24 protein-coding genes are annotated in these 16,715 nt (G+C 71.2%); 2 read left to right on the top strand and 22 right to left on the bottom strand.

Annotated elements, in window-relative coordinates; all coding sequences use genetic code 11:
* Positions 1-484: 484 nt before the first annotated feature.
* Together HEP81_RS40735 and HEP81_RS40730 are read left to right on the top strand one after the other, a co-directional pair.
* Entirely contained in the window at positions 485-1,633 is a 1,149-nt protein-coding gene (locus HEP81_RS40735) for a ParA family protein (RefSeq protein ID WP_037660474.1), read from the top strand.
* Entirely contained in the window at positions 1,630-2,778 is a 1,149-nt protein-coding gene (locus tag HEP81_RS40730) for a ParB/RepB/Spo0J family partition protein (protein ID WP_051850465.1), read from the top strand. The genes HEP81_RS40735 and HEP81_RS40730 overlap by 4 nt, the downstream gene beginning before the upstream one ends.
* Positions 2,779-2,851: 73 nt before the next feature.
* Here the strand turns inward: HEP81_RS40730 and HEP81_RS40725 are convergent, their stop codons facing one another.
* The 22 genes from HEP81_RS40725 to HEP81_RS40615 form a co-directional block, all read right to left on the bottom strand.
* A complete protein-coding gene (locus HEP81_RS40725; protein WP_037660473.1) occupies positions 2,852-3,376 on the bottom strand; it encodes a hypothetical protein in 525 nt (174 codons plus the stop codon).
* A complete protein-coding gene (locus HEP81_RS40720; RefSeq protein ID WP_037660472.1) occupies positions 3,373-4,038 on the bottom strand; it encodes a hypothetical protein in 666 nt (221 codons plus the stop codon). Before HEP81_RS40720 ends, HEP81_RS40725 begins: the two co-directional genes overlap by 4 nt.
* On the bottom strand, positions 4,035-4,811 hold the full coding sequence (locus HEP81_RS40715; protein ID WP_078967583.1) for an HIT family protein: 777 nt from the start codon (positions 4,809-4,811) through the stop codon (positions 4,035-4,037). Before HEP81_RS40715 ends, HEP81_RS40720 begins: the two co-directional genes overlap by 4 nt.
* Positions 4,812-5,105: 294 nt before the next feature.
* Positions 5,106-5,858, bottom strand: coding sequence for a hypothetical protein (locus HEP81_RS40705; RefSeq protein ID WP_190276132.1), 753 nt, complete (start codon positions 5,856-5,858; stop codon positions 5,106-5,108).
* A complete protein-coding gene (locus tag HEP81_RS40700) occupies positions 5,858-6,736 on the bottom strand; it encodes an Lsr2 family DNA-binding protein (RefSeq protein WP_037660469.1) in 879 nt (292 codons plus the stop codon). The genes HEP81_RS40705 and HEP81_RS40700 overlap by 1 nt, the downstream gene beginning before the upstream one ends.
* 11 nt (positions 6,737-6,747) lie before the next feature.
* On the bottom strand, positions 6,748-6,924 hold the full coding sequence (locus HEP81_RS40695; protein WP_167739865.1) for a hypothetical protein: 177 nt from the start codon (positions 6,922-6,924) through the stop codon (positions 6,748-6,750).
* 23 nt (positions 6,925-6,947) lie between these two features.
* Positions 6,948-7,226 (bottom strand): hypothetical protein, encoded by a 279-nt coding sequence (locus tag HEP81_RS40690; protein WP_037660467.1) that lies wholly within the window; start codon positions 7,224-7,226, stop codon positions 6,948-6,950.
* Positions 7,223-7,663 carry an ASCH domain-containing protein gene (locus HEP81_RS40685; RefSeq protein ID WP_037660559.1) on the bottom strand — a complete coding sequence of 147 codons (441 nt, stop codon included), beginning with the start codon at positions 7,661-7,663 and terminating at the stop codon, positions 7,223-7,225. Before HEP81_RS40685 ends, HEP81_RS40690 begins: the two co-directional genes overlap by 4 nt.
* A complete protein-coding gene (locus HEP81_RS40680; RefSeq protein ID WP_051850464.1) occupies positions 7,660-8,337 on the bottom strand; it encodes a GGDEF domain-containing protein in 678 nt (225 codons plus the stop codon). Before HEP81_RS40680 ends, HEP81_RS40685 begins: the two co-directional genes overlap by 4 nt.
* 91 nt (positions 8,338-8,428) lie before the next feature.
* On the bottom strand, positions 8,429-8,734 hold the full coding sequence (locus tag HEP81_RS40675) for a hypothetical protein (RefSeq protein ID WP_037660463.1): 306 nt from the start codon (positions 8,732-8,734) through the stop codon (positions 8,429-8,431).
* Between the two features lie 96 nt (positions 8,735-8,830).
* A complete protein-coding gene (locus tag HEP81_RS40670; protein WP_037660461.1) occupies positions 8,831-9,772 on the bottom strand; it encodes an ATP-binding protein in 942 nt (313 codons plus the stop codon).
* A 95-nt stretch (positions 9,773-9,867) separates the two neighbouring features.
* A complete protein-coding gene (locus tag HEP81_RS40665) occupies positions 9,868-10,035 on the bottom strand; it encodes a hypothetical protein (protein WP_037660458.1) in 168 nt (55 codons plus the stop codon).
* Complete coding sequence (locus HEP81_RS40660; RefSeq protein ID WP_037660456.1) at positions 10,035-10,382, bottom strand: hypothetical protein; 348 nt, start codon at positions 10,380-10,382, stop codon at positions 10,035-10,037. Before HEP81_RS40660 ends, HEP81_RS40665 begins: the two co-directional genes overlap by 1 nt.
* Positions 10,379-10,885, bottom strand: a complete 507-nt coding sequence (locus HEP81_RS40655) for a hypothetical protein (RefSeq protein ID WP_037660454.1) — start codon at positions 10,883-10,885, stop codon at positions 10,379-10,381. The genes HEP81_RS40660 and HEP81_RS40655 overlap by 4 nt, the downstream gene beginning before the upstream one ends.
* Positions 10,886-10,997: 112 nt before the next feature.
* Positions 10,998-11,291 carry a hypothetical protein gene (locus HEP81_RS40650; protein ID WP_078967582.1) on the bottom strand — a complete coding sequence of 98 codons (294 nt, stop codon included), beginning with the start codon at positions 11,289-11,291 and terminating at the stop codon, positions 10,998-11,000.
* Positions 11,288-11,533 carry a hypothetical protein gene (locus tag HEP81_RS40645; protein WP_037660451.1) on the bottom strand — a complete coding sequence of 82 codons (246 nt, stop codon included), beginning with the start codon at positions 11,531-11,533 and terminating at the stop codon, positions 11,288-11,290. The genes HEP81_RS40650 and HEP81_RS40645 overlap by 4 nt, the downstream gene beginning before the upstream one ends.
* Before the next feature lie 19 nt (positions 11,534-11,552).
* Positions 11,553-11,981, bottom strand: coding sequence for an RRQRL motif-containing zinc-binding protein (locus tag HEP81_RS40640; RefSeq protein ID WP_037660449.1), 429 nt, complete (start codon positions 11,979-11,981; stop codon positions 11,553-11,555).
* A gap of 234 nt (positions 11,982-12,215) precedes the next feature.
* On the bottom strand, positions 12,216-12,596 hold the full coding sequence (locus tag HEP81_RS40635; protein WP_037660447.1) for a hypothetical protein: 381 nt from the start codon (positions 12,594-12,596) through the stop codon (positions 12,216-12,218).
* A gap of 109 nt (positions 12,597-12,705) precedes the next feature.
* A complete protein-coding gene (locus HEP81_RS40630; protein ID WP_037660443.1) occupies positions 12,706-13,512 on the bottom strand; it encodes a hypothetical protein in 807 nt (268 codons plus the stop codon).
* 120 nt (positions 13,513-13,632) lie between these two features.
* Positions 13,633-14,193, bottom strand: a complete 561-nt coding sequence (locus HEP81_RS40625) for a DUF6197 family protein (protein ID WP_037660440.1) — start codon at positions 14,191-14,193, stop codon at positions 13,633-13,635.
* A 76-nt stretch (positions 14,194-14,269) separates the two neighbouring features.
* The gene (locus tag HEP81_RS40620) at positions 14,270-14,458 is read right to left on the bottom strand and encodes a hypothetical protein (RefSeq protein WP_037660438.1); all 189 of its coding nucleotides are present in this window, start codon (positions 14,456-14,458) and stop codon (positions 14,270-14,272) included.
* 82 nt (positions 14,459-14,540) lie between these two features.
* Positions 14,541-16,655, bottom strand: a complete 2,115-nt coding sequence (locus tag HEP81_RS40615) for a chromosome segregation protein ParM (RefSeq protein ID WP_037660437.1) — start codon at positions 16,653-16,655, stop codon at positions 14,541-14,543.
* Between the last annotated feature and the right edge of the window lie 60 nt (positions 16,656-16,715).

The following is a 16,715-nucleotide window of genomic DNA, read 5'->3' as shown; positions in this document are numbered from 1 at the left end:
TGAGCCGGCAGCGATCACGCGGAGCGTGTCTCAGCTCTCGATGTAGTCGCAGCTCACGGGGCGGCGATAACTGAACTGGAGCCGTCGCGGGGCGACTCTGAAAAGAGAACGACCGTCGAAGGGACCGGTTACGGCTCGATGGCTCGCCGGAAGGCTTCGCCAGGCGACGCTCCTCGTCCAAGATCGGCGTCGCCCGCGACGCCTCCGCCAGATGGTGCGTCCCACGTGGTGGCACCACTCCTGGCTCGACCTCTGCAGGGCCGATGCCCTCCCATCATCTGCCGCCGCCGAACCGACGGTGACGCGGCGGGAAGATCATGAGCGAGCAACCAGTCGTGGTCGGGCCACACGTGCACGTCGGCGGCCGCAGGTCGCGCCGGTACTTGCGAGTGTCACGGCGTGAGGCTCCGCTCCCCTGGTGTAGGGGTGAACCTGGGTGCCCCTCACCCCGCATTTCGGCGTTGGCCTAGTAATGTTCAGTCGCATGAGCATCCCCAGCCCCCGAGGGGAGCGAGAGAAGCTAATTACAGCCCTCACTCCCCAGTTGCGCAGGCACTTGAAGATCCGGGCCTTTGAGCACGGAATGGACATCCAGGACGCGACTGAGCACGCTATCAAGGCATGGTACGAAGCTGACGGCCTGCCAGAGGTGAACACCGACGGCGCGAAGACCTGGGGAACGTTCCTCCCTGTCGGTGAGCCCGAGAAGTTCAAGGCGGCGTGTTCGGAGCGGGGCGTCACCTACGTACAGGGACTGGCCCAAGCGCTCACGCTGTGGCTCGACAACCACCCTTCCCTTTCCAGACCTCTGGTGTCCCAGCCCGTCGTGCGGGTGATAGTGGCCAACCAGAAGGGCGGCGTCGGTAAGACGTTCATCTCCTCGGGAATCGCTCAGGCGCTCGCGGAGGCCGGCCATCGCGTGCTGATCATCGACTACGACCCGCAGGGGCACCTCACGGCCGAACTCGGCTTCGAGGACCTCATGTACGAGGACGACGTCGAGACCCTGATGATGCACATGGATGGCACTGCACGGGGCGACATCCACGACCTTCTGGTGGCTTTGGACGGCGAACGGTTCGGAGACCGCCTCCACCTGCTTCCCGCTTCCGACGACGCGTTCCTGCGCGACGTCGCCCTGTCCAAGGTGAGCTTCAGCGAGGCCGCTCTCGAGCGCGCCTTGGAGCCCCTTGAGGCGGACTACGACGTCATCATCGTCGACGGCCCGCCCAGCTTGGGCTTGAACATGGACACCGCGCTGTACTACGTCCGCCGCCGCGACGGGGAGCTCGCGGATCGATCTGGTGTCATCACTCCGGTCTGGGCGAACAAGGCATCGCACAGGGCGTTTCGTCTCCTGAAAAACCAGATGGATGACCTCTGCAAGAAAGGTCGGATTCAGGTCGACTACCTCGGCCTGATCATCAACGCCTACGACAGCCGGCGCGGCAAGCTTGTGAAGCAGAACCGGGACGAGTGGGAGAAGAGCAGTTCCCCCGCGGTTCTCGCGGTGATCGGTGATCTGAAGGAGGGACGGGAGGCAGCAGACGGTGAGATCCCGCTGCTGGAGTACGCGCCCGACAGTGAACACGCGCAGGTGATGCGCGACCTGGCGAAGGAGCTTGCCGTATGACTGCCCCTCAGCAGCGGATCACCCGCGGGTTCAGCATGGACGAGGAGGTCGGCGGCGATAAGCGAGGCCCGCGCCGCATCCGTACTCGCCAGCAGATCATGAATGGTGAGGGCAAGCGGCCTCCGAACGAGGTCGAGCTCAAGCTGCTCGTCGGCAATCCGTTCAACCCTCGTGACGAACTCACGGAGCTGGAAGAGACAGCGGAGTCCCTGCGGATCAAGCAGATCCAGCCAGTGACCGTGGTACGCCGCGCGGCCTTCCTGAACGCCCACCCAGGCATGGAGGAGAAGCTCGGAGACGAAGCCGAGTACGTCGTCATCGACGGCAACCGGCGTCTGGCCGCAGCTCAGTTGGCTGGCCTAGCCAAACTACGGATCGACGTGAACGACGATCTCGCCGCGACAGCTGCGGACATCGTGGAATCCGCGCTGATTGCCAACGTCCACCGGGTTAACGTCCCTCCGATGGACCAGGCCAAGGCGATCCAGGGGCTTGTGGAGGTCCACGGCTCGCAGGGAGAGGTCGCCCGCAGGCTGGGCAAGACTCCGGCGTGGGTGTCTCAACGCTTGGCACTTCTGGAACTGACTCCGGAGCTGCAGAAGAAGGTTGAGTCAGGCGAGTTGAAGGTGGAACCAGCTCGGCGGATCGGCCGGCTCCCGAAAACGAAGCAGGAGGCCGAGGCGGCGAAGGCTATTAACGCCGTTAAGGCCCCGCGCCAGCGGCGGCGCCGGCCTGAAGGTGAAGGCGCTGGTGCCACCACCGTTAACGGCGTTAACGCCTCTGCCGATCTGATCGGGTCGGCCACCGAGGATCCGACGAGCGCTAACGGGGTTAACGCCTCTGACGGCGCGGCCGGCTCAAGCTCCGACAGCCGGACGATCGTTAACGGCGTTAATACCTTGGCCGAGGATGCTACGGCGACGCCCAACGGCGAGCAGAGTCCGGGACAAGCCGAGAGTGAGCGGCCGAAGCGGCTTCCGTACGACGACGCCTTCTACATCGTCCGTCACCTCCACATGAAGATGGCCCCCGACCACTTCGTTCAGGGCGCACGAGTGTGGATGCAGGTGATCCGCGAGGAGCATCCCGAGGAGTACCGAACCCTGCTACTGGAGCTGGGGCAGACAGAGCAACAGTCGGTCTGATACTCAACGCAAAAAGGCCCGTACCCCGGCGCGTTCACCGAGGTACGGGCCTTCGCTGTTCACACGGCAGCCGTCAGGTTGCCCAGGTTGCAGGACCGCTTTCGGGGTTGGGGACGCTGGCGCTGGCCGCCGATGCGGCAGGGTGTCGCATGGCGGTGATCGGGATGGCGCCGGGTTCGGTGGGTGGCGCCCACACGACGCGCCAGGTGCCCTCCCACTCGCAGCCGCAGGGGTGGGCGGGGTGCGGGTGGCGTAAGAAGACGCCGTGCGTGTGGACTGCGCGCGGGATGCGGGGGATCAGTACCGAGGGGTCGTCGCCCGGGTACAGGTGGAGGGTGCGCCAGCCGTGGACGCGGTCCATGAATGCGGTGGCTGCCTTGATGATGTCGGCCCACTTGTGGTGTCCGAGCAGGACAAACGCGCCGGGGTAGACGTCATCACCGTTCGGGGCGCCGATGCCGGCGACGTACAGGCCGCTGTATTCGACGAACCCGTTGTCGGCCGCGTCCTCGCTGCTGGGGACCCAGAGACATTCGGCGGGGACAGTGGTGCCGTCGTCGGCTTCGCTGGTCTCGATCTCGTACAGAGGGGTGGTCACTTGACGGTCACTCCTTCGACTGCTGCAGCCAGGAGCGCCACGGCGTCGGCCTCGTACGGGTCGGCGAACAGCTTGTGGTCGCTGACATCGAGCGGCCCGAACCTCACGGAGACGCGGTGGCCGGGCGCGAGGGTGGTCTCGCGTCCGTCCAGCGCGGCGGTGAGCCGGTCGTAGTCCTGCTGGGCGTGCCGGGTCTGGGTGTACGGACCGAGGCGCAGCAGGGTGAAGCCGTCGAGGCTGCCGTCGCGCTTGCGGGCCTCGATGTAGAGGGCGTAGTGCGCGGGGGCCATGCCGACGTCGTCGGGCAGGGGCAGGCCGGCGGTGGCGTGGGTGAGCATCGCGTAGCCGGGCTGCCAGAAGCCGAGGATTGAGGTGGTCTTGCAGCGCAGCCACCCGCGTTCGGTGTAGCCGAGCCGGCGGGCGCCGGCGTACGGGGTGTCGGGGTGGACCAGGGCGACGGCGATCAGGTCAGGGCCGTGGTCGTCGCCAGGCCGGGTGTGCGCCCGCTCGAAGAACGGGCCGACCCTGACGACGATGTCCCGGGCGCTGCCGGGCGCCCAGGGCTCGGGGTTGCGCGGGGCGGTGAGCGTCGCGTGGAACTGGTCCTCGGGGGAGAGGGCGCCGGAGGCGTGTCCGCGGCGGCGGAGGAAGGGGCGCTTCATCGTGCGGGCTCCTGTTCGCGGGCGGGGTGGGTCCAGGGCAGGGCGAGGCCGTCGTCGGCGGTGCGGGGGACGAGGTGGCCGTGCAGGTGGAACACGGTCTGTGTGGCGTCCGGGCCGCAGGAGGTGAGGTAGTTCCACTGGCCGCCCAGATGCTGGGCGAGTTCGGCGGCGCGCAGCTGCACGGTGGCGGAGACGACGGGGTCGGTCGTGAAGTCGGCGACGTGGCCACGGGGGAGGACCAGGAGGTGGCCGTCGGTGCAGCCGCCGCTGCGGGGCACGATCGCGAGGGCGTCGCTCCACTCGTGGACGATCTGCGCTGGGGCTCCGTCGTGGATGATGCGGCAGAACGGGCAGTCGAGGCGCGGGTGTTTGCGGGGGACCGGCGGCCGGTTGATGTGGTGGTGGGTGACCTGTACTTGGGCGCCGGCCTCCCGCATCCGCTGGCCGATGGCGTCGGCGATGGCGGGTGCTCGGTGGCATCCGTACCAGCAGTTCACCAGGAGCTGGACGGGGCGGCCGTGCGCGGCGGCGCGCAGCGCGGTGAGTTCGTGCACGGCGTCGTTGATGATGCGGGCCGCGCCGGGGGTGTTCAGGACGTAGTCGCGTACGCCTGCGTCCTGTCCGGTCTGGCGGGCGACGATGTCGGCGAGGGCCGGGTCGTCGGGCGGGTTCAGCGCGTTGGTGAGGTTGATGGAGAGGACAGCTGCGCGGTAGCGGGGCGGCGGCGGGTCCTGCCAGCGGGCGCCAAAGGAGTCGATGAACACGTCGGGCACGAGGGCCTCCAGGCTCGAAGGGGGTGGAGACGCCGGAGCGCCGCCCGGCCGGGAGCGGCGGGGCGGCGCTCGGTGGCGTCGGGTGCTACTTGGTGGTCTCGGTGATGACGAGGAACTGGTCGCTGCCGAGGTCCATCACGACCCGGGCGTCCGTGGTGCCTTGAGTGCGCTGCACTGCGGCGTACTCTTCGGCCGGCCAGGAGCCGCGGGGACCTCCGGCGGGGAACCGTTCCAGGACCGTGCGCCGAGGCCGTGCGGGCGTCGGGTTGGTCTGACTTCGTGAGTGGCTGGTGGTCACGGGTCGGTTTCCTCGGGTGCGGGGACGTCGCCGAACATGTCGTCCATCGCCTGGGTGACAGCGGCCCGGTGTTCGGGCCGGGTCGCGTTGAGGACCGCGTTGGTGAGGCCGATCAGGTCGATGTCCTCGAACAGCTCGGCCAGGTCCGCGATGGTCTCCGGATCCAGGGCGACGCTGTCGGGGCGTTCGCTGTCCAGGTAGCAGTTCATGGCGTCGACGTAGTCGGCGAGCCGGTGGGCCATGGCCGGGGAGACATCGAAGCTGTGGCAATGCTCTCCCGAGCCGAGGGAGCCGGTCGGACTGATGTGGATGCGGATGCTCTGCCCCGGACCGGGGGCGGCCTGTCCGAAGCCGGTGAGGGCTTCGGCGAGAGCCGCGATGGCGCTGGTGCGGTCCGCGTCTGTTGCGGTCGCCGTGTCTGTGTCGTCCCCGTCCACGTCCGCGTCCGCGTCCAGCGTCGGCGCCTCCCACAGCACTTCGAGGGTGTCGGCGTGCAGCCGGATGACCCCGTCGGCGGTGTCCGGGAGCGTGAGGTGGCCGATGACGCGCAGCAGGTCGCCGGGCTGCCGCTCGGTGAGCATGGCGTGCGCGATGTCCGGCTCCATGGTGGTGCAGGGGATAACCGCCTCTTCCACCAGGAGGTCGGTGCCCGCGGAACAGGTCAGCCGCCAGGAGGCGGTGCCCTCACGGTCGCCGGGTTCCGGGTCGGCGGCCAGGTAGCCGTCCAGTGCGAGCGGGAAGGCGTCCATCAGCTCGCCTCCGCCAGGTTGGTGGTGCGGTGGGCGGCGTCGTAGGCGTCCAGGACAGTCTTGGCCGGGTTGCCCCGGTCGGCGACCTGGTGGCCGTTGGCGCGCGCCCATGCGCGGATCCCGGCCAGCTCCTCCTTGCTGCGCTTGCCGGGCTGACTCGCCGGGGCCGAGGCGGCGACCAGGTGCGTGGGGCTCTGTACCGCCGTGGCGGCGGGGCCGCCGGCCTTCACCGCACGCAGCTGCGCCTGCGCAGCCTCGAGTTCGGCCTTGGCCTTGGCGACCCGCTCCTCCGCCTGGCGCTGGGCCGCGTCGGCTGTGCGGCGTTCGGTCAGCTCGGTGAGGTCGCTGCGGACGCGGGCGGCCCGGTTGCGGATGGAGGCGGCGGGGTGGTTCTCCGCCCAGGCGAGCAGGGCCTCGATCCGGTCGGTGTCGTGCACCGTGGCGGCGTCCGTGTCCACGGTGCCAGTGCTGTCCTGTGAGTCCGCGTTGGTGGCGGGCAGTCCGGTGTTCTGAACGGCGCCGGTGATCTTGGCGTGCTGGAGGGCGTCGGCGAGTTCGCTCTCCGACAGGCCGAGGGTGTTGCGGACGTGCTCGGGGCTGTCGCCGTTGTTGAGCATGGAGACGGCGGTGGCGGTGAAGGCGTTGACGGGCATCGGGACTCCGGTCGTCGGGGTGCCAGGGGCGGCGAGGTGGGGGAGCAGGGTCACCAGGTCGTCCTCGCTGCAGGGCAGTCCGAGCGCGCCCAGCAGGTCGGCGAGGTCGTCCTTGTCGCGGGCGTGGTGGGCGACCACCTGGGAGGCGGCGGCGCTCTGGTCGCTGCCGAGCGGGGTGAGTTCGAGGTCCTCGGCTGCGAGGGCCTCGTTCATGTCGGTGAACATGGGCGGCCCTCCTACGCGGCCCTGGTGCGGGGCCGCCTGCGCTGGATGACGTCCAGCAGCTCGAGGTTGCGGCGCTGCTGGGCGGGGGTGAGCGGGCGGGCCTTCGCGCCGTGGCGGTGCCAGAGCGGGGAGGCCGGCGGCTCGGGGTAGGCGAGGGCGTGGTCGACGTCGCGTTGGGTGCTGCTCAAGGGGAGCCTCCAGGCGGAGGAGTTCAGGCGTGGTCGTCGTCGCGCCGGCGCTTGGACTGAATGTCGGAGGCGAATCGGCCGAGGCGGGCCTCAACCGGGTTCGCAGCGATCCAGTTCTCCGCGCACGCCTTGTGAACTGGCTCCCCGTAGTGGGAGCGCATCGGCGTGGGCTTGTCGCACAGCACGCAGGGGCGGTCCTGCCAGCGGTCGAAGTGCTGGCTGTCGCGCCATTCGAGGAGCGCGCCGGGAGCCGGGACGCAGCCCGGCTCGAACAGCGGCTTCTTGCTTGGGGTGCGGGTCACGGCCGGAAGTCGGGCAGCTGCTGGAACACGCGCTCCAGCAGGTCCGGCGTCGGCTTCCACGGCCCGAGCTGCCCGGCCGCGGGGACCGGCAGCGGCAGCTCCTGGACGTCCCGAAGGACCAGGTGCCAGGCGCCTTGGTGCGCCCACGGAGAGCAGAGCGGCGCACCGTCGGGGTCCTGGTGGCAGTCGGTGATCCTGGCGATGCCGACGACTGCGCCGGTGACCAGCTGGCGGTCGCGGATCGTGCGGGCGATCAACGGGACGCGCAGGGCGGGCCGGTCGATGGCCTTGCTCGTGTGCAGCAGCACCCAGCCGGTGCGCCACCGTGCGGGCCGGTTCTCCACCGTCTTGGCACCGGCGAGGATGCAGGCCGCGTACGGCTGCCGGATGCTGATGCCTCGGATCCAGTCGCCTTCGGGGAGCGTCGCGGTGCTCATGCGGCCCGCCCCCACACGGCCGTGCCCGGCCTGCCCGCCCGGCGGCCGTTGATGGACGGCACGGTGACGTGCTGCCGCGTCGCGAGGACGGCGCGGCCGTCGTGCTTGCCGTCGTAGAGCGCGGCGTCTGCGGCCCGCTGCAATTCGGTCAGGTCCCGGGAGCCGACCGAGGCCGGGGCCGCGGCGCCGACCGAGGCGGCGACGTCGACGGTGCGCCCGTCGTCCAGAACGACCGGCGTGTGCAGCATCCGCACCAGCTGCTCCAGGCGCTGCGCACGGCGGTCGGCGGGCAGCTCCAGGACCACGGCGAATTCATCGCCTCCGAGGCGGCCAGCGGCGGCGCGCGGGCCCGCCCACGCGGTGAGCCGGGCACCGATCGCAGCGAGGACGGCGTCCCCGGCCGGGTGGCCCATCGTGTCGTTCACGGCCTTGAAGTGGTCGGCGTCGACCATGACCAGCACCGTGTCGTCGCCGTGGCGGGCGAGGATGCGGCCGGCACGGGCGGTGTAGGCGTCGCGGCGCAGCAGGCCGGTCAGCGGGTCCTTCCGGGTCGCGGCGAGCTGCTTGTGCAGCGCGGCGGCGTGGATCGCCCAGCCGGTCAGCGGCAGGGCGGCGCTGGTGATCAGGAGGGTGCGCGAGCCGATCCGGCCCTGCGCACGCAGAACGGAGTCCATACTGAGGATCTCCCTCTCGTCTTGTACGGGTTGGGTGGGCCCGGGGCAGCCGTCGAAGCCGCCAAGCACGTGCGGCTGTCCCGGGGCAGAGCTACATCTCGAAGGGCTTGGAGTTGAGCCAGCTGTACGGGCTCCTCCAGGGGCCGGCCTTCGCGGCGGGCCAGTCGAGCTCCCAGCCGGGCCGGTATCCGCAGGCCGACCAGCCGTCCGGCCGGTCGTGGGGGATCTCGCGTCCGGCCTCCGCTGCGGCGCGGGCCGCGTCGTAGACCTCGTGGGCGGCCTTCACGGCGGCGTCGCGGTTGTCGGCCCAGCCGGTGAAGACGTGCACCCCGCGAAGGGTGGGCGTCTCGGTGCTCCGTATGGGGACGTCGACCTCGTAGTACGGGGGTTGGGTCATGACGTCCGTCTCCTCTCGTGATCGCGGTGGTGAGGGACCACCGCGACCGCCCCGGCCCCGGCGTGGTGGCGGGGGTCGGGGCGGCACGGAGGTCCGTCAGCCGTGGATCACTTCGAGGTCCTGCGCCTCGAGGTCGTCGTCCTGTTCGTCGCCGTTCTTCGGGCCGTGGGCGGTGCAGACGATGTCCTCGTCGTCGTCCAGGTCGCCGTTGAGGGCGCGGAACAGGCAGGTGACGCTGTAGGCGGGCACCCAGGCCCGGCTGGTGCATTCGTCGTCGTGCGGGCACGGCACCATCACGTCGAACCCGACGTCGCCCTCGCCGTCGACGTCGGTGCGCAGGGCGAGGGTGAGGTACTGCTGTCCGAGGCGGATCTCCGCGACGCGGTCGCCGTCGGCCACGTTCGAGCCGGGCTTCCACTGCCACAGCGGCAGGATCTCCGCGCCGAACACGCGGGAGACGAGGTTCAGGTCGCCGAGGCCGGCGCTGCCGTCCAGCCCGAGGTCGGCCTGTCGGGTCTCGCTCAGGCGCTCCAGGAACGGCAGAAGCCGATAGAGGCTGTCGGAGAAGACGATCTCGGAGAACCCTTCGGCCTTGAGGGTCCGGTGCGAGTCGACCATGTCCTTGTGCTGCTTGATGACCACGTCCTCGGGAACCGTGCGGTTGGCCGGCCGCGGGCCTTGCCGCTCGATGCAGACGCTGCCGGGGGTGGCGACCATGACCGCGATGGGCAGCATGTCGTGCCGTTTGGCGGCGGCGATCAGCGGCTCTCTGGCGGACCTGGTGACGTTGGTCGCGTCGACGACGGTGAACAGCCGGCGGCGCATCCTCGCCTCCAGGAGCAGGTGCAGGGCGGCGACCGCGTCGCCGGTCGCCGTCTGGTCGCCCGCGTCGTCGCTGACGACTTCGCGCAGCGCGTCCAGGGACAGGACCTGGGAGGCGGGCCAGGTGCGCGCGATCGTGGACTTCCCGGAGCCGGACGGGCCGATCAGGACTACCAGGCTGCGCTCGGGCATCTGCGGGTAGATCAGCTCGGTCATGCGAAATCTCCTTGCGGGTGAGGGCGCCGGGCAGCCCGGATGAGGCGCTGCCCGGCGTGGGCGGTGAGCAGGGGCGGGGGCTTCGTGCAGCGGCGTCAGCGGACGATCATGTGGTCGGGGTGGCCGTTCTTCATGTGGTCCACGCACTGCGGGCAGTCCTCGCATGGACCGAGCCCGGCGTGGGCTTCGCGGCTGGCGTACGCGTGGAACCAGCACTGCGTGCACTGCCCCCGGGGCGGGTTCGTCGCCTTCGCGCTCGCCATCAGATGCCTCCTTGCGGGTGCAGGGCGCGGGCAGCCCAGATGAGGCGCTGCCCGGCGTTGTCGGTGATCAGGGCGGCGGCCTCGTGCAGGGGGCACGAGGCGTCGCCGTCGCGGTCCGGCTCGACCTGCTCGGCACGACGCGCGGCGGCGGTGAGCAGCTGCGCGACGGCCGCCATGAACCCGCCGGGCGGGTCGGTGTCCTCGCTGAGCTCGCGCAGGATCGCGGCGAGCTCCTCCTGGTCGACGTCGTCGGCGCGAAGGTCATCCTCGATCTGCTGGAGGGCCAGCGAGGCGATCCCGGCCGAGGCGCGTACGCGTTCCAGTCGCGTCCGGGGCTCGCCGGTCACCGGGTGGTGGCCTTGGTCGTGGCGATGAGCGCGGCGACGGTCTCCCAGCCGTGGTGCCAGGAGTTGTCGAGGTGGAAGGCGCCGTTCATTCCGTGCGAGGCCAGCTTGTAGAAGTTGGTCTTGCCGGTCTTGTCGGCGAGCTTCTCCAGAACCCCGTGGCCCGGCACCCGGCGGTCGGCGATGTAGTGCGTGCCGAAGGACAGGGCGAGCGCGGCCGCAGCCGCGCCGGGGTGGACGCGGATACCCAGCGCGCGGGCGCCGAGTCCGGCGACGATCGCCCGCGTGGCCGTGTAGGTGACGCAGTGGTGCAGGCACGCCTTGCGGCCGTCGGCGGTGCCGTGGGTGGTCTTCTCCTTGGTGGCCGGGTCCTCGTAGGTCACCGGGGCGTCGTCGGAGGCGCCCTTCACGCGGGCGCAGAAGTCGTTCTGGACCCAGAAGTCGCCGACCGCGCTGGCGGCGCGGGTCAGTCCGAGCAGTGCGGCGAAGACGGCGGGACGATGCATGCTGGAGGTCTCCTGATCTCGAAGAGGGTGAGGGAGCGGGGTGGCCGGCCCTTTGCCGATGCGCGGCCACCCGGCGGTCCGACCCCGGCCACACCGGCCGGGGTCGGGTCGTTCAGAACGGGGGTTCGTCCGGCCAGGCCGGGGCGGGGCAGAGCCGGACGCGCAGCTCGCGCCGGTCCGACCAGCAGCTGCACGCCTCCATCTCCGGGTTCGCGCCGCCGACCCACCAGCCGCCCGCGCCCCGGCAGTCGGGGCAGGAGCGGCGGGGCTGGGGCGTCAGCTCGATTCGGTGCCGGTCGGCGTACAGCCGCCAGTGGCCGGCCCGGAGCGCGGCGGCGGCCGTCGCCGCGGCGAGCGGGACGGCGGCGGCAAGCAGCAGGGCGGCGCGCAGACGGCAGACGGTCACCGCAGCGGGATGGCGCGGCAGTTGGCAGCGTGGGTGTTGGCGTCCGGCCGGATGCAGAACAGGAAGTCTTCCTCGGGCCGTTCGGAGGAGTCTCCGCAGCCGTGGCAGTTCCAGCGGTTCTTGTCCGAGTGCTCGCCGGGGCCGGTGACGTCCACGTAGCTGCCGCCGACCGTGATGAACCGGATCAGCAGATTCTTGGGGCGGTCGGGCTCGGTGAAGGCGGCGAGGGTGGCGGTGCTCATGGGCTGGTGTCCTCTCGGATCATGCGGCCAGCAGGTGCTTGGCCGGGGGAGCGATGTAGGAGGCGGGGTCGGCGGGCGTGCCGTCGAAGCACTCCAGGCAGGACCCCAAGGTCTTGAGCGGGAGGCAGTGGAAATAGCGCCGGCCGCAGAGGCCGGGGCATGTCTGGCGAGCCGCCATGGCCTTGTCGAGCGCGGCTTCCTTCGCGAGGGTCATCGGGAGTTTCGGCTTCGCCAGGTCGATCCGGTACAGCCACGCCCACCGCTTCCCGCCGCGGCATTCGATCCGAGCGACGGGCTCTTGGCCGCCGGGGCGCAGTCCCATCTCCCGCAGCTGGCGGCGGGTGGCGAGGTTGGCGCGCCCGGCCTGCTTCCACCGGAAGACCGGTAAGGAGCCGTCGCCGGGGTCGTACGGGTCGACGTCGACCAGGTCCTGGTCCTGGTCGGCCATCACTTGCTCCAGGCGCCGGGGAGCCGGGCGGGAGGCTGCGGGTAGCGGGGGCCGGGACGCTGCGGGCGGGGCCGGCCGATCCGGCGGCGCGGGCGGGGAATGAGCACGAGCGGTTCCTCCTGGTGTCGGTGGACAGCGCTGCGCCCCGCCGACGTCGTGCTGGTGTCGGCGGGGAGGGGTTGGGGCGCCGGGACGGCCGGGCCACGCGCCTTGGCTGCGGCCGTGCCGGATGTCTCAGTGGCCGCTGCTCACGTGGGCGGCGGTGGAGCGGACAGTTTCGGCGAGCAGCACGGTCAGCTCGTGGCCGTGGACGACGACGTCCTCCAGGCGCTCGACGACCTCGCTGGGCAGGCCGCGGTTGCGGGCCCCGGCCAGGACGCCCTCGAGGTAGAGGACGTCGGCGAGGATCCGGCCGCGGGCGTCCAGGACGCCGGGCTGCACGGCCAGCGCGTCCGTGTTCTTCGCGGTGGCGAGCGCGGCGTGGTCGGCGGCGGCGGTGTACGCGGTCTCAGACTGCTCGGTGAGCAGCTGGTCCACCTCGGTGTTGCCGTAGGCGCGGCGCCAGCCGAAGCACGCGGCGGCGGCGTCCATCAGAGAGCGGCAGGTGAAGGGCACGGTGACCTCCAGCGGGAGGATCAGTCGCCTGGTCCGGGTGACCGGGCGGACACCGCACGGCCCCGGCCGCCGGTGAGGCCGGCAGCCGGGGGCGCACAGAGAGCGCCGGTCAGTTCTCCGGGAGGTGTTGTGCGTTGTAGGTGCGGGCGGATGCGGTCGGTTCGTCGTCCAGGTCGTCGTGGACGGGGCTGGGCTGCGGCGGGATGTGGATGTGGGGCTGGATGACCGTGTGGGTGACCGGGCTCGGGTTCAGGCCGCGCAGGGCGACGATGCTGGCCAGCGCCCACATGAGGGCGGCGATGCCGGCGGCGATGGTGCGGCTGCCGTCGGGCGTGGTGGACCACACCATTGCGACACCGGACAGACCCCACCCGGCCCAGAGGGTCCGTGCGCCGGTGCTGCCGGCGAATCCGCCGATGAAACCGATCAGCCCGGTGAGCTGCCAGAAGGCGTAGACGGCAGAGCCGGGGACGGGGAGGCCGACGCTGTGCTGCCCGATGTAGGAGCGGATCGGGCCCTCGATCACGCCCCACAGGTCGCTGGTGGCGTCGATGCCGGACGGCTCGATCACGGTGCGGGTGGCAAGCAGGCGGTGCAGCAGGGCGCTGACGATGTCGCCGGCGGCGTCCAGCAGAACGATGACCGTGCAGACCCCGGCGAGGCCGAGCAGGGCCTTGATCCAGTTGGCCATCTCGTGCCAGCCCAGGCGCCGGGCCTGGAACAGGTCCTCCCACCGCTGGTACAGGAAGCCGCTCTCCTCCCAGGTCTTGCGCCACGCGGCGCGTAGCCGCGCGAGCTGCTGGGTGCCGGGCTTGCTGTTCAGTTCAGGGGCCGGGGAGACGGGCGGCAACTGGTTGAGCAGGTCGAGGAAGGACGGGTTTTCCTGGCCGTTAATGGGCTTGTCGTCGGACTGCATGGCGGGGCGACTCCCTCGCTCGGGTTGGGTGTGATGGGCCGTGGTGGGCAGGCCGGACGGCCTGGCCCGCACCCGACCGGCGTGGGTTCGGGTGCGAGGCAGGTGGTCCGGAGCAGGAGTTCAGAGGCCGCGGGCGTGGGCGAGGTGGGCGGCCTGGTCGACCATGCGGATCGGGGTGCGGGCCGAGCCGTGTGCGTCGTTGAAGGACGGCACGGAGTCGACGTGCTCGCCGAACTCGCGGCGGATCGCGTCCAGGAGCACGGCGGCCGCGTCGGCTTCCAGGCCGCTGTCGCCGCGGGCCTGGATCCGGATGGCTCCGAGCATGCAGCGGGCACCGTCTTCGTCGACCAGGGCGTCCTTGCACCAGCCGCCGGTGAGCAGCTGGTGGTGGGCGCGCTGCAGAAGGGCCGCGACCGGTGTCGGGTACAGGTCGGGCAGCGGGTCGGTTCCGATGACGACTGGCACGGTGTCGAGGAGGCCAGTGACGACGTCGGCCAGGTCCACCGGCTCGATCAGGATGTGCGCGGTGTTGACCTCGTAGGCGACGGCCGCTTCGTCCAGGCGCGCGGCCATCGCCGTGGTGATGAGCGTCAGGCGTTCCTCAAGGGACAACGCCGTGGGTGGGGCGGGCGCTGCGGGGGTCGGGGCGGTCTGGTCTGTGGCGGAGCTTGTCTGAGGCATCGGGGTTCCTGGCGGCGTCGAAGGCGCGGGGGTGGGGGTGGGGGTGGCGCCTTCGACGCCGGCGGCCGGGGCGGTGTCAGATGCTGGAGAGCCAGCCGGTGACGGTGCTGGCCGCGCTGGTGATGGCGGGTGCGGCGCCGGTCGAGGCGAGGAAGAAGCCGAACAGGCCGCAGGCCAGGGCCGGTCCGAGGCGTACGTAGCCGCTCCGGATGAGGACGAAGACGACGATGCCGAGCAGGACGACGGCGGAGATCGATACGGCCACGGGCGGTGTGTCCCTTTCAGGTGTGAGCAGAACCCGGCCGGTGTGGCCGGGCCCTGCGGGGGGGCGGAGTGCGGTGTGTGAGTCAGGCGCGGGAGAGGTTCTTGATGGCTTCCAGCGCCTGGCGGGGCGAGGTGACGGCGTCGCGGCGCGCGGCGGACTTCTCGCCGCCACGGCGCTGGCCGCCGCCCTTCTTGGGCGCACCGTCGTCGCCGTCCTCGTCGTCCGGCTCGGGGCCGAACTCGCCGGGCCGGGGCGGCTCGGTCCAGTCGAACCACAGGTCCCGCGCCTCGAGCTCGCGGATCTCGTAGTCGGTCAGGGTGGCAATGACGTCGGGGAAGTAGTCGTCGAGGCCGTTTTTGAAGTCCATGAACAGCGTGCGCAGGACCTCGGGCTGCTTGGCTTCGACGATCCAGCCGGCGCCGCCGGTGTTGGAGTTGGCGGGCGGCTCGGGCTCGCCGCGCATCACCCGCTCGATCCGGCCCGCCTCTTCTGGGGAGAAGGAGCGGGGGAGGGGATCGGGGGTGTTCTCGGACGGGATACCCAGCGCCTTGAACATCGCGCCGACCTTGCCGGGAGCGACCTTCAGCACGACCGGGATGCAGTTCTCGCGCAGGTTCTCGCACAGCAACTGCGTGAACCCGTCCTGCACGTAGATGGACTGGCCGGCCACCTTGATGCCGATGCCGTACTTGCGGCCCTTGACCGACACCTTCTCGGCAAGGTCCATGATCTCCGCGCCATAGTCGCCGTGGCGGGCGGCGGAGAGGAACTCATCGAGGTAGGCGGACAGCATCCGGTAGGGGCAGCCCGGCAGGTTCGGGTCCCAGTCGTAGACCCTGCCGTCCTCCCACACCATCTCGCCGCGGATCTCCATCAGCGTGTCCAGCGCCCGCAGGAGCCGGATCATGTAGAGCGCGCCGATGCCGTAGCGGGCGGTGTACTCGCCGAGCTTGGCGGCCTTCTCATCCGGCGCTTCCGCCGCCAGCCACACCACCGCGCCGAACAGGGCGTCGGCGGCGACGTGCAGGCCCATCAGCTGGGTCTTGCCGCCGCCGGAGGGGGCGACGAACAGGCCGTGGGCCGCGCCCCGGTCGGTGTAGACGCGGTTGCGGGCGGGCTGGCCGTTGCCGAGGAAGCCGGTCACCCACCGGCCGTCCTTATCCGGAGTGAGCAGCTCCCTCGTGGCGGGGAAGACCCGCGCGAGCGGCGAGCTGTCCCACAGCGAGACCAGGACCTGGCTGCCGTCGACGGTGACGAACAGCCGGCCTTCGTCGTACTTGGTCTTCAGCGCGGCCGCCAGGGCGTGCTGGTTGACGCGCGGCTCGCCCGCCTCGTCGGGGACCTGGGCGATGTAGTGGGTGACCTTGCGCTCGTTGTCGCGGACCTCCTTGACGAATTCTGAGCCGGGCACGGCCCCACCGGCGGCACCGATCCGGTCGGCCCACCACTCCCGGGCGGTGGGGGTCTTGCGGCGCCGGTCGTTCGCGTCGGGGGTGACATGGACTTCCCGCCAGGCAGGGCCGCCCTCGCGCCCGGCCTGCCGGACGATCTCCCTGATGGTCACGTCGGTGACGTCCACGCCGAACGCCGCGGCGATGTCGTCCTCCTTGAGGCCGGAGATGGCCCGGCCTGCCTCGGAGGCGCGCAGCAGCAGCGACAGGTCGTTGGGCATGCCGTCGTGCGGGGTCGCCTTGACCACGATGGTGCGGCCGGGCATGCCGCGGTTCTCCCACAGCCAGCGGACCTGCCGGGTGAAGGAGTCGACGCCGTCGTTCGGCTGCGCCGGGGACGGCTCGGGCGCGGCGGGCTGGAGCTGCGGGGCGGGGGCCGGGGCGGCGAGCGCGGGCCGGTGACGGCGGCGGGTGTGCCGGGAGAACGGCATCACGAGCAGGCCGACCGCCGCCCACCCGGCGGCGAGCAGGGCGTCCAGGCACCACGGGCCCCAGCCGATGGTGTTCTTCGCGGCGACGTCGACGGCGGCCGCGAGCACGAGGGGCGACCAGCGCAGGATCTTGCGTCCCGTACCGGGCTCGTCGCTCTTGTAGGCGAGGAACCAGCCGCCGACGCCGGCGGCGCCCGCCAGCTGCACGACCGTGTTCACGGGGCTGTCGGGGGCGATGTTCGGGGCCGCGGCGAGGACCGGGGCGGCCAGGGTGTACAGGGTGCGCTCCAGGGTGACGCTGCGCGGCACGGACACGGGGTGTTCCCTTCGGGAGATGGCGATGGGCGGCCCGCCGTCGGTGGCGGGCCGCCCATC

Origin of the sequence: Streptomyces griseofuscus (assembly GCF_014673495.1) — a bacterium.
In the GTDB taxonomy this organism is placed as follows: Bacteria; Actinomycetota; Actinomycetes; order Streptomycetales; family Streptomycetaceae; genus Streptomyces; species Streptomyces murinus.
The sequence above is the reverse complement of the archived record's forward strand: the minus strand, read 5'-3'. Positions and strand labels throughout refer to the sequence as shown.

Excerpts from the sequence above, each read along its gene's own strand:
- HEP81_RS40720 (WP_037660472.1), bottom strand. The coding sequence starts at position 4,038 with ATGAAGCGCCCCTTCCTCCGCCGCCGCGGACACGCCTCCGGCGCCCTC.
- HEP81_RS40700 (WP_037660469.1), bottom strand. The coding sequence starts at position 6,736 with ATGTTCACCGACATGAACGAGGCCCTCGCAGCCGAGGACCTCGAACTC.
- HEP81_RS40675 (WP_037660463.1), bottom strand. The coding sequence starts at position 8,734 with ATGACCCAACCCCCGTACTACGAGGTCGACGTCCCCATACGGAGCACC.
- HEP81_RS40680 (WP_051850464.1), bottom strand. The coding sequence starts at position 8,337 with ATGGACTCCGTTCTGCGTGCGCAGGGCCGGATCGGCTCGCGCACCCTC.
- HEP81_RS40665 (WP_037660458.1), bottom strand. The coding sequence starts at position 10,035 with ATGGCGAGCGCGAAGGCGACGAACCCGCCCCGGGGGCAGTGCACGCAG.
- HEP81_RS40670 (WP_037660461.1), bottom strand. The coding sequence starts at position 9,772 with ATGACCGAGCTGATCTACCCGCAGATGCCCGAGCGCAGCCTGGTAGTC.
- HEP81_RS40685 (WP_037660559.1), bottom strand. The coding sequence starts at position 7,663 with ATGAGCACCGCGACGCTCCCCGAAGGCGACTGGATCCGAGGCATCAGC.
- HEP81_RS40630 (WP_037660443.1), bottom strand. The coding sequence starts at position 13,512 with ATGCAGTCCGACGACAAGCCCATTAACGGCCAGGAAAACCCGTCCTTC.
- HEP81_RS40730 (WP_051850465.1), top strand. The coding sequence starts at position 1,630 with ATGACTGCCCCTCAGCAGCGGATCACCCGCGGGTTCAGCATGGACGAG.
- HEP81_RS40735 (WP_037660474.1), top strand. The coding sequence starts at position 485 with ATGAGCATCCCCAGCCCCCGAGGGGAGCGAGAGAAGCTAATTACAGCC.
- HEP81_RS40655 (WP_037660454.1), bottom strand. The coding sequence starts at position 10,885 with ATGCATCGTCCCGCCGTCTTCGCCGCACTGCTCGGACTGACCCGCGCC.
- HEP81_RS40625 (WP_037660440.1), bottom strand. The coding sequence starts at position 14,193 with ATGCCTCAGACAAGCTCCGCCACAGACCAGACCGCCCCGACCCCCGCA.
- HEP81_RS40640 (WP_037660449.1), bottom strand. The coding sequence starts at position 11,981 with ATGGCCGACCAGGACCAGGACCTGGTCGACGTCGACCCGTACGACCCC.
- HEP81_RS40705 (WP_190276132.1), bottom strand. The coding sequence starts at position 5,858 with ATGGACGCCTTCCCGCTCGCACTGGACGGCTACCTGGCCGCCGACCCG.
- HEP81_RS40645 (WP_037660451.1), bottom strand. The coding sequence starts at position 11,533 with ATGAGCACCGCCACCCTCGCCGCCTTCACCGAGCCCGACCGCCCCAAG.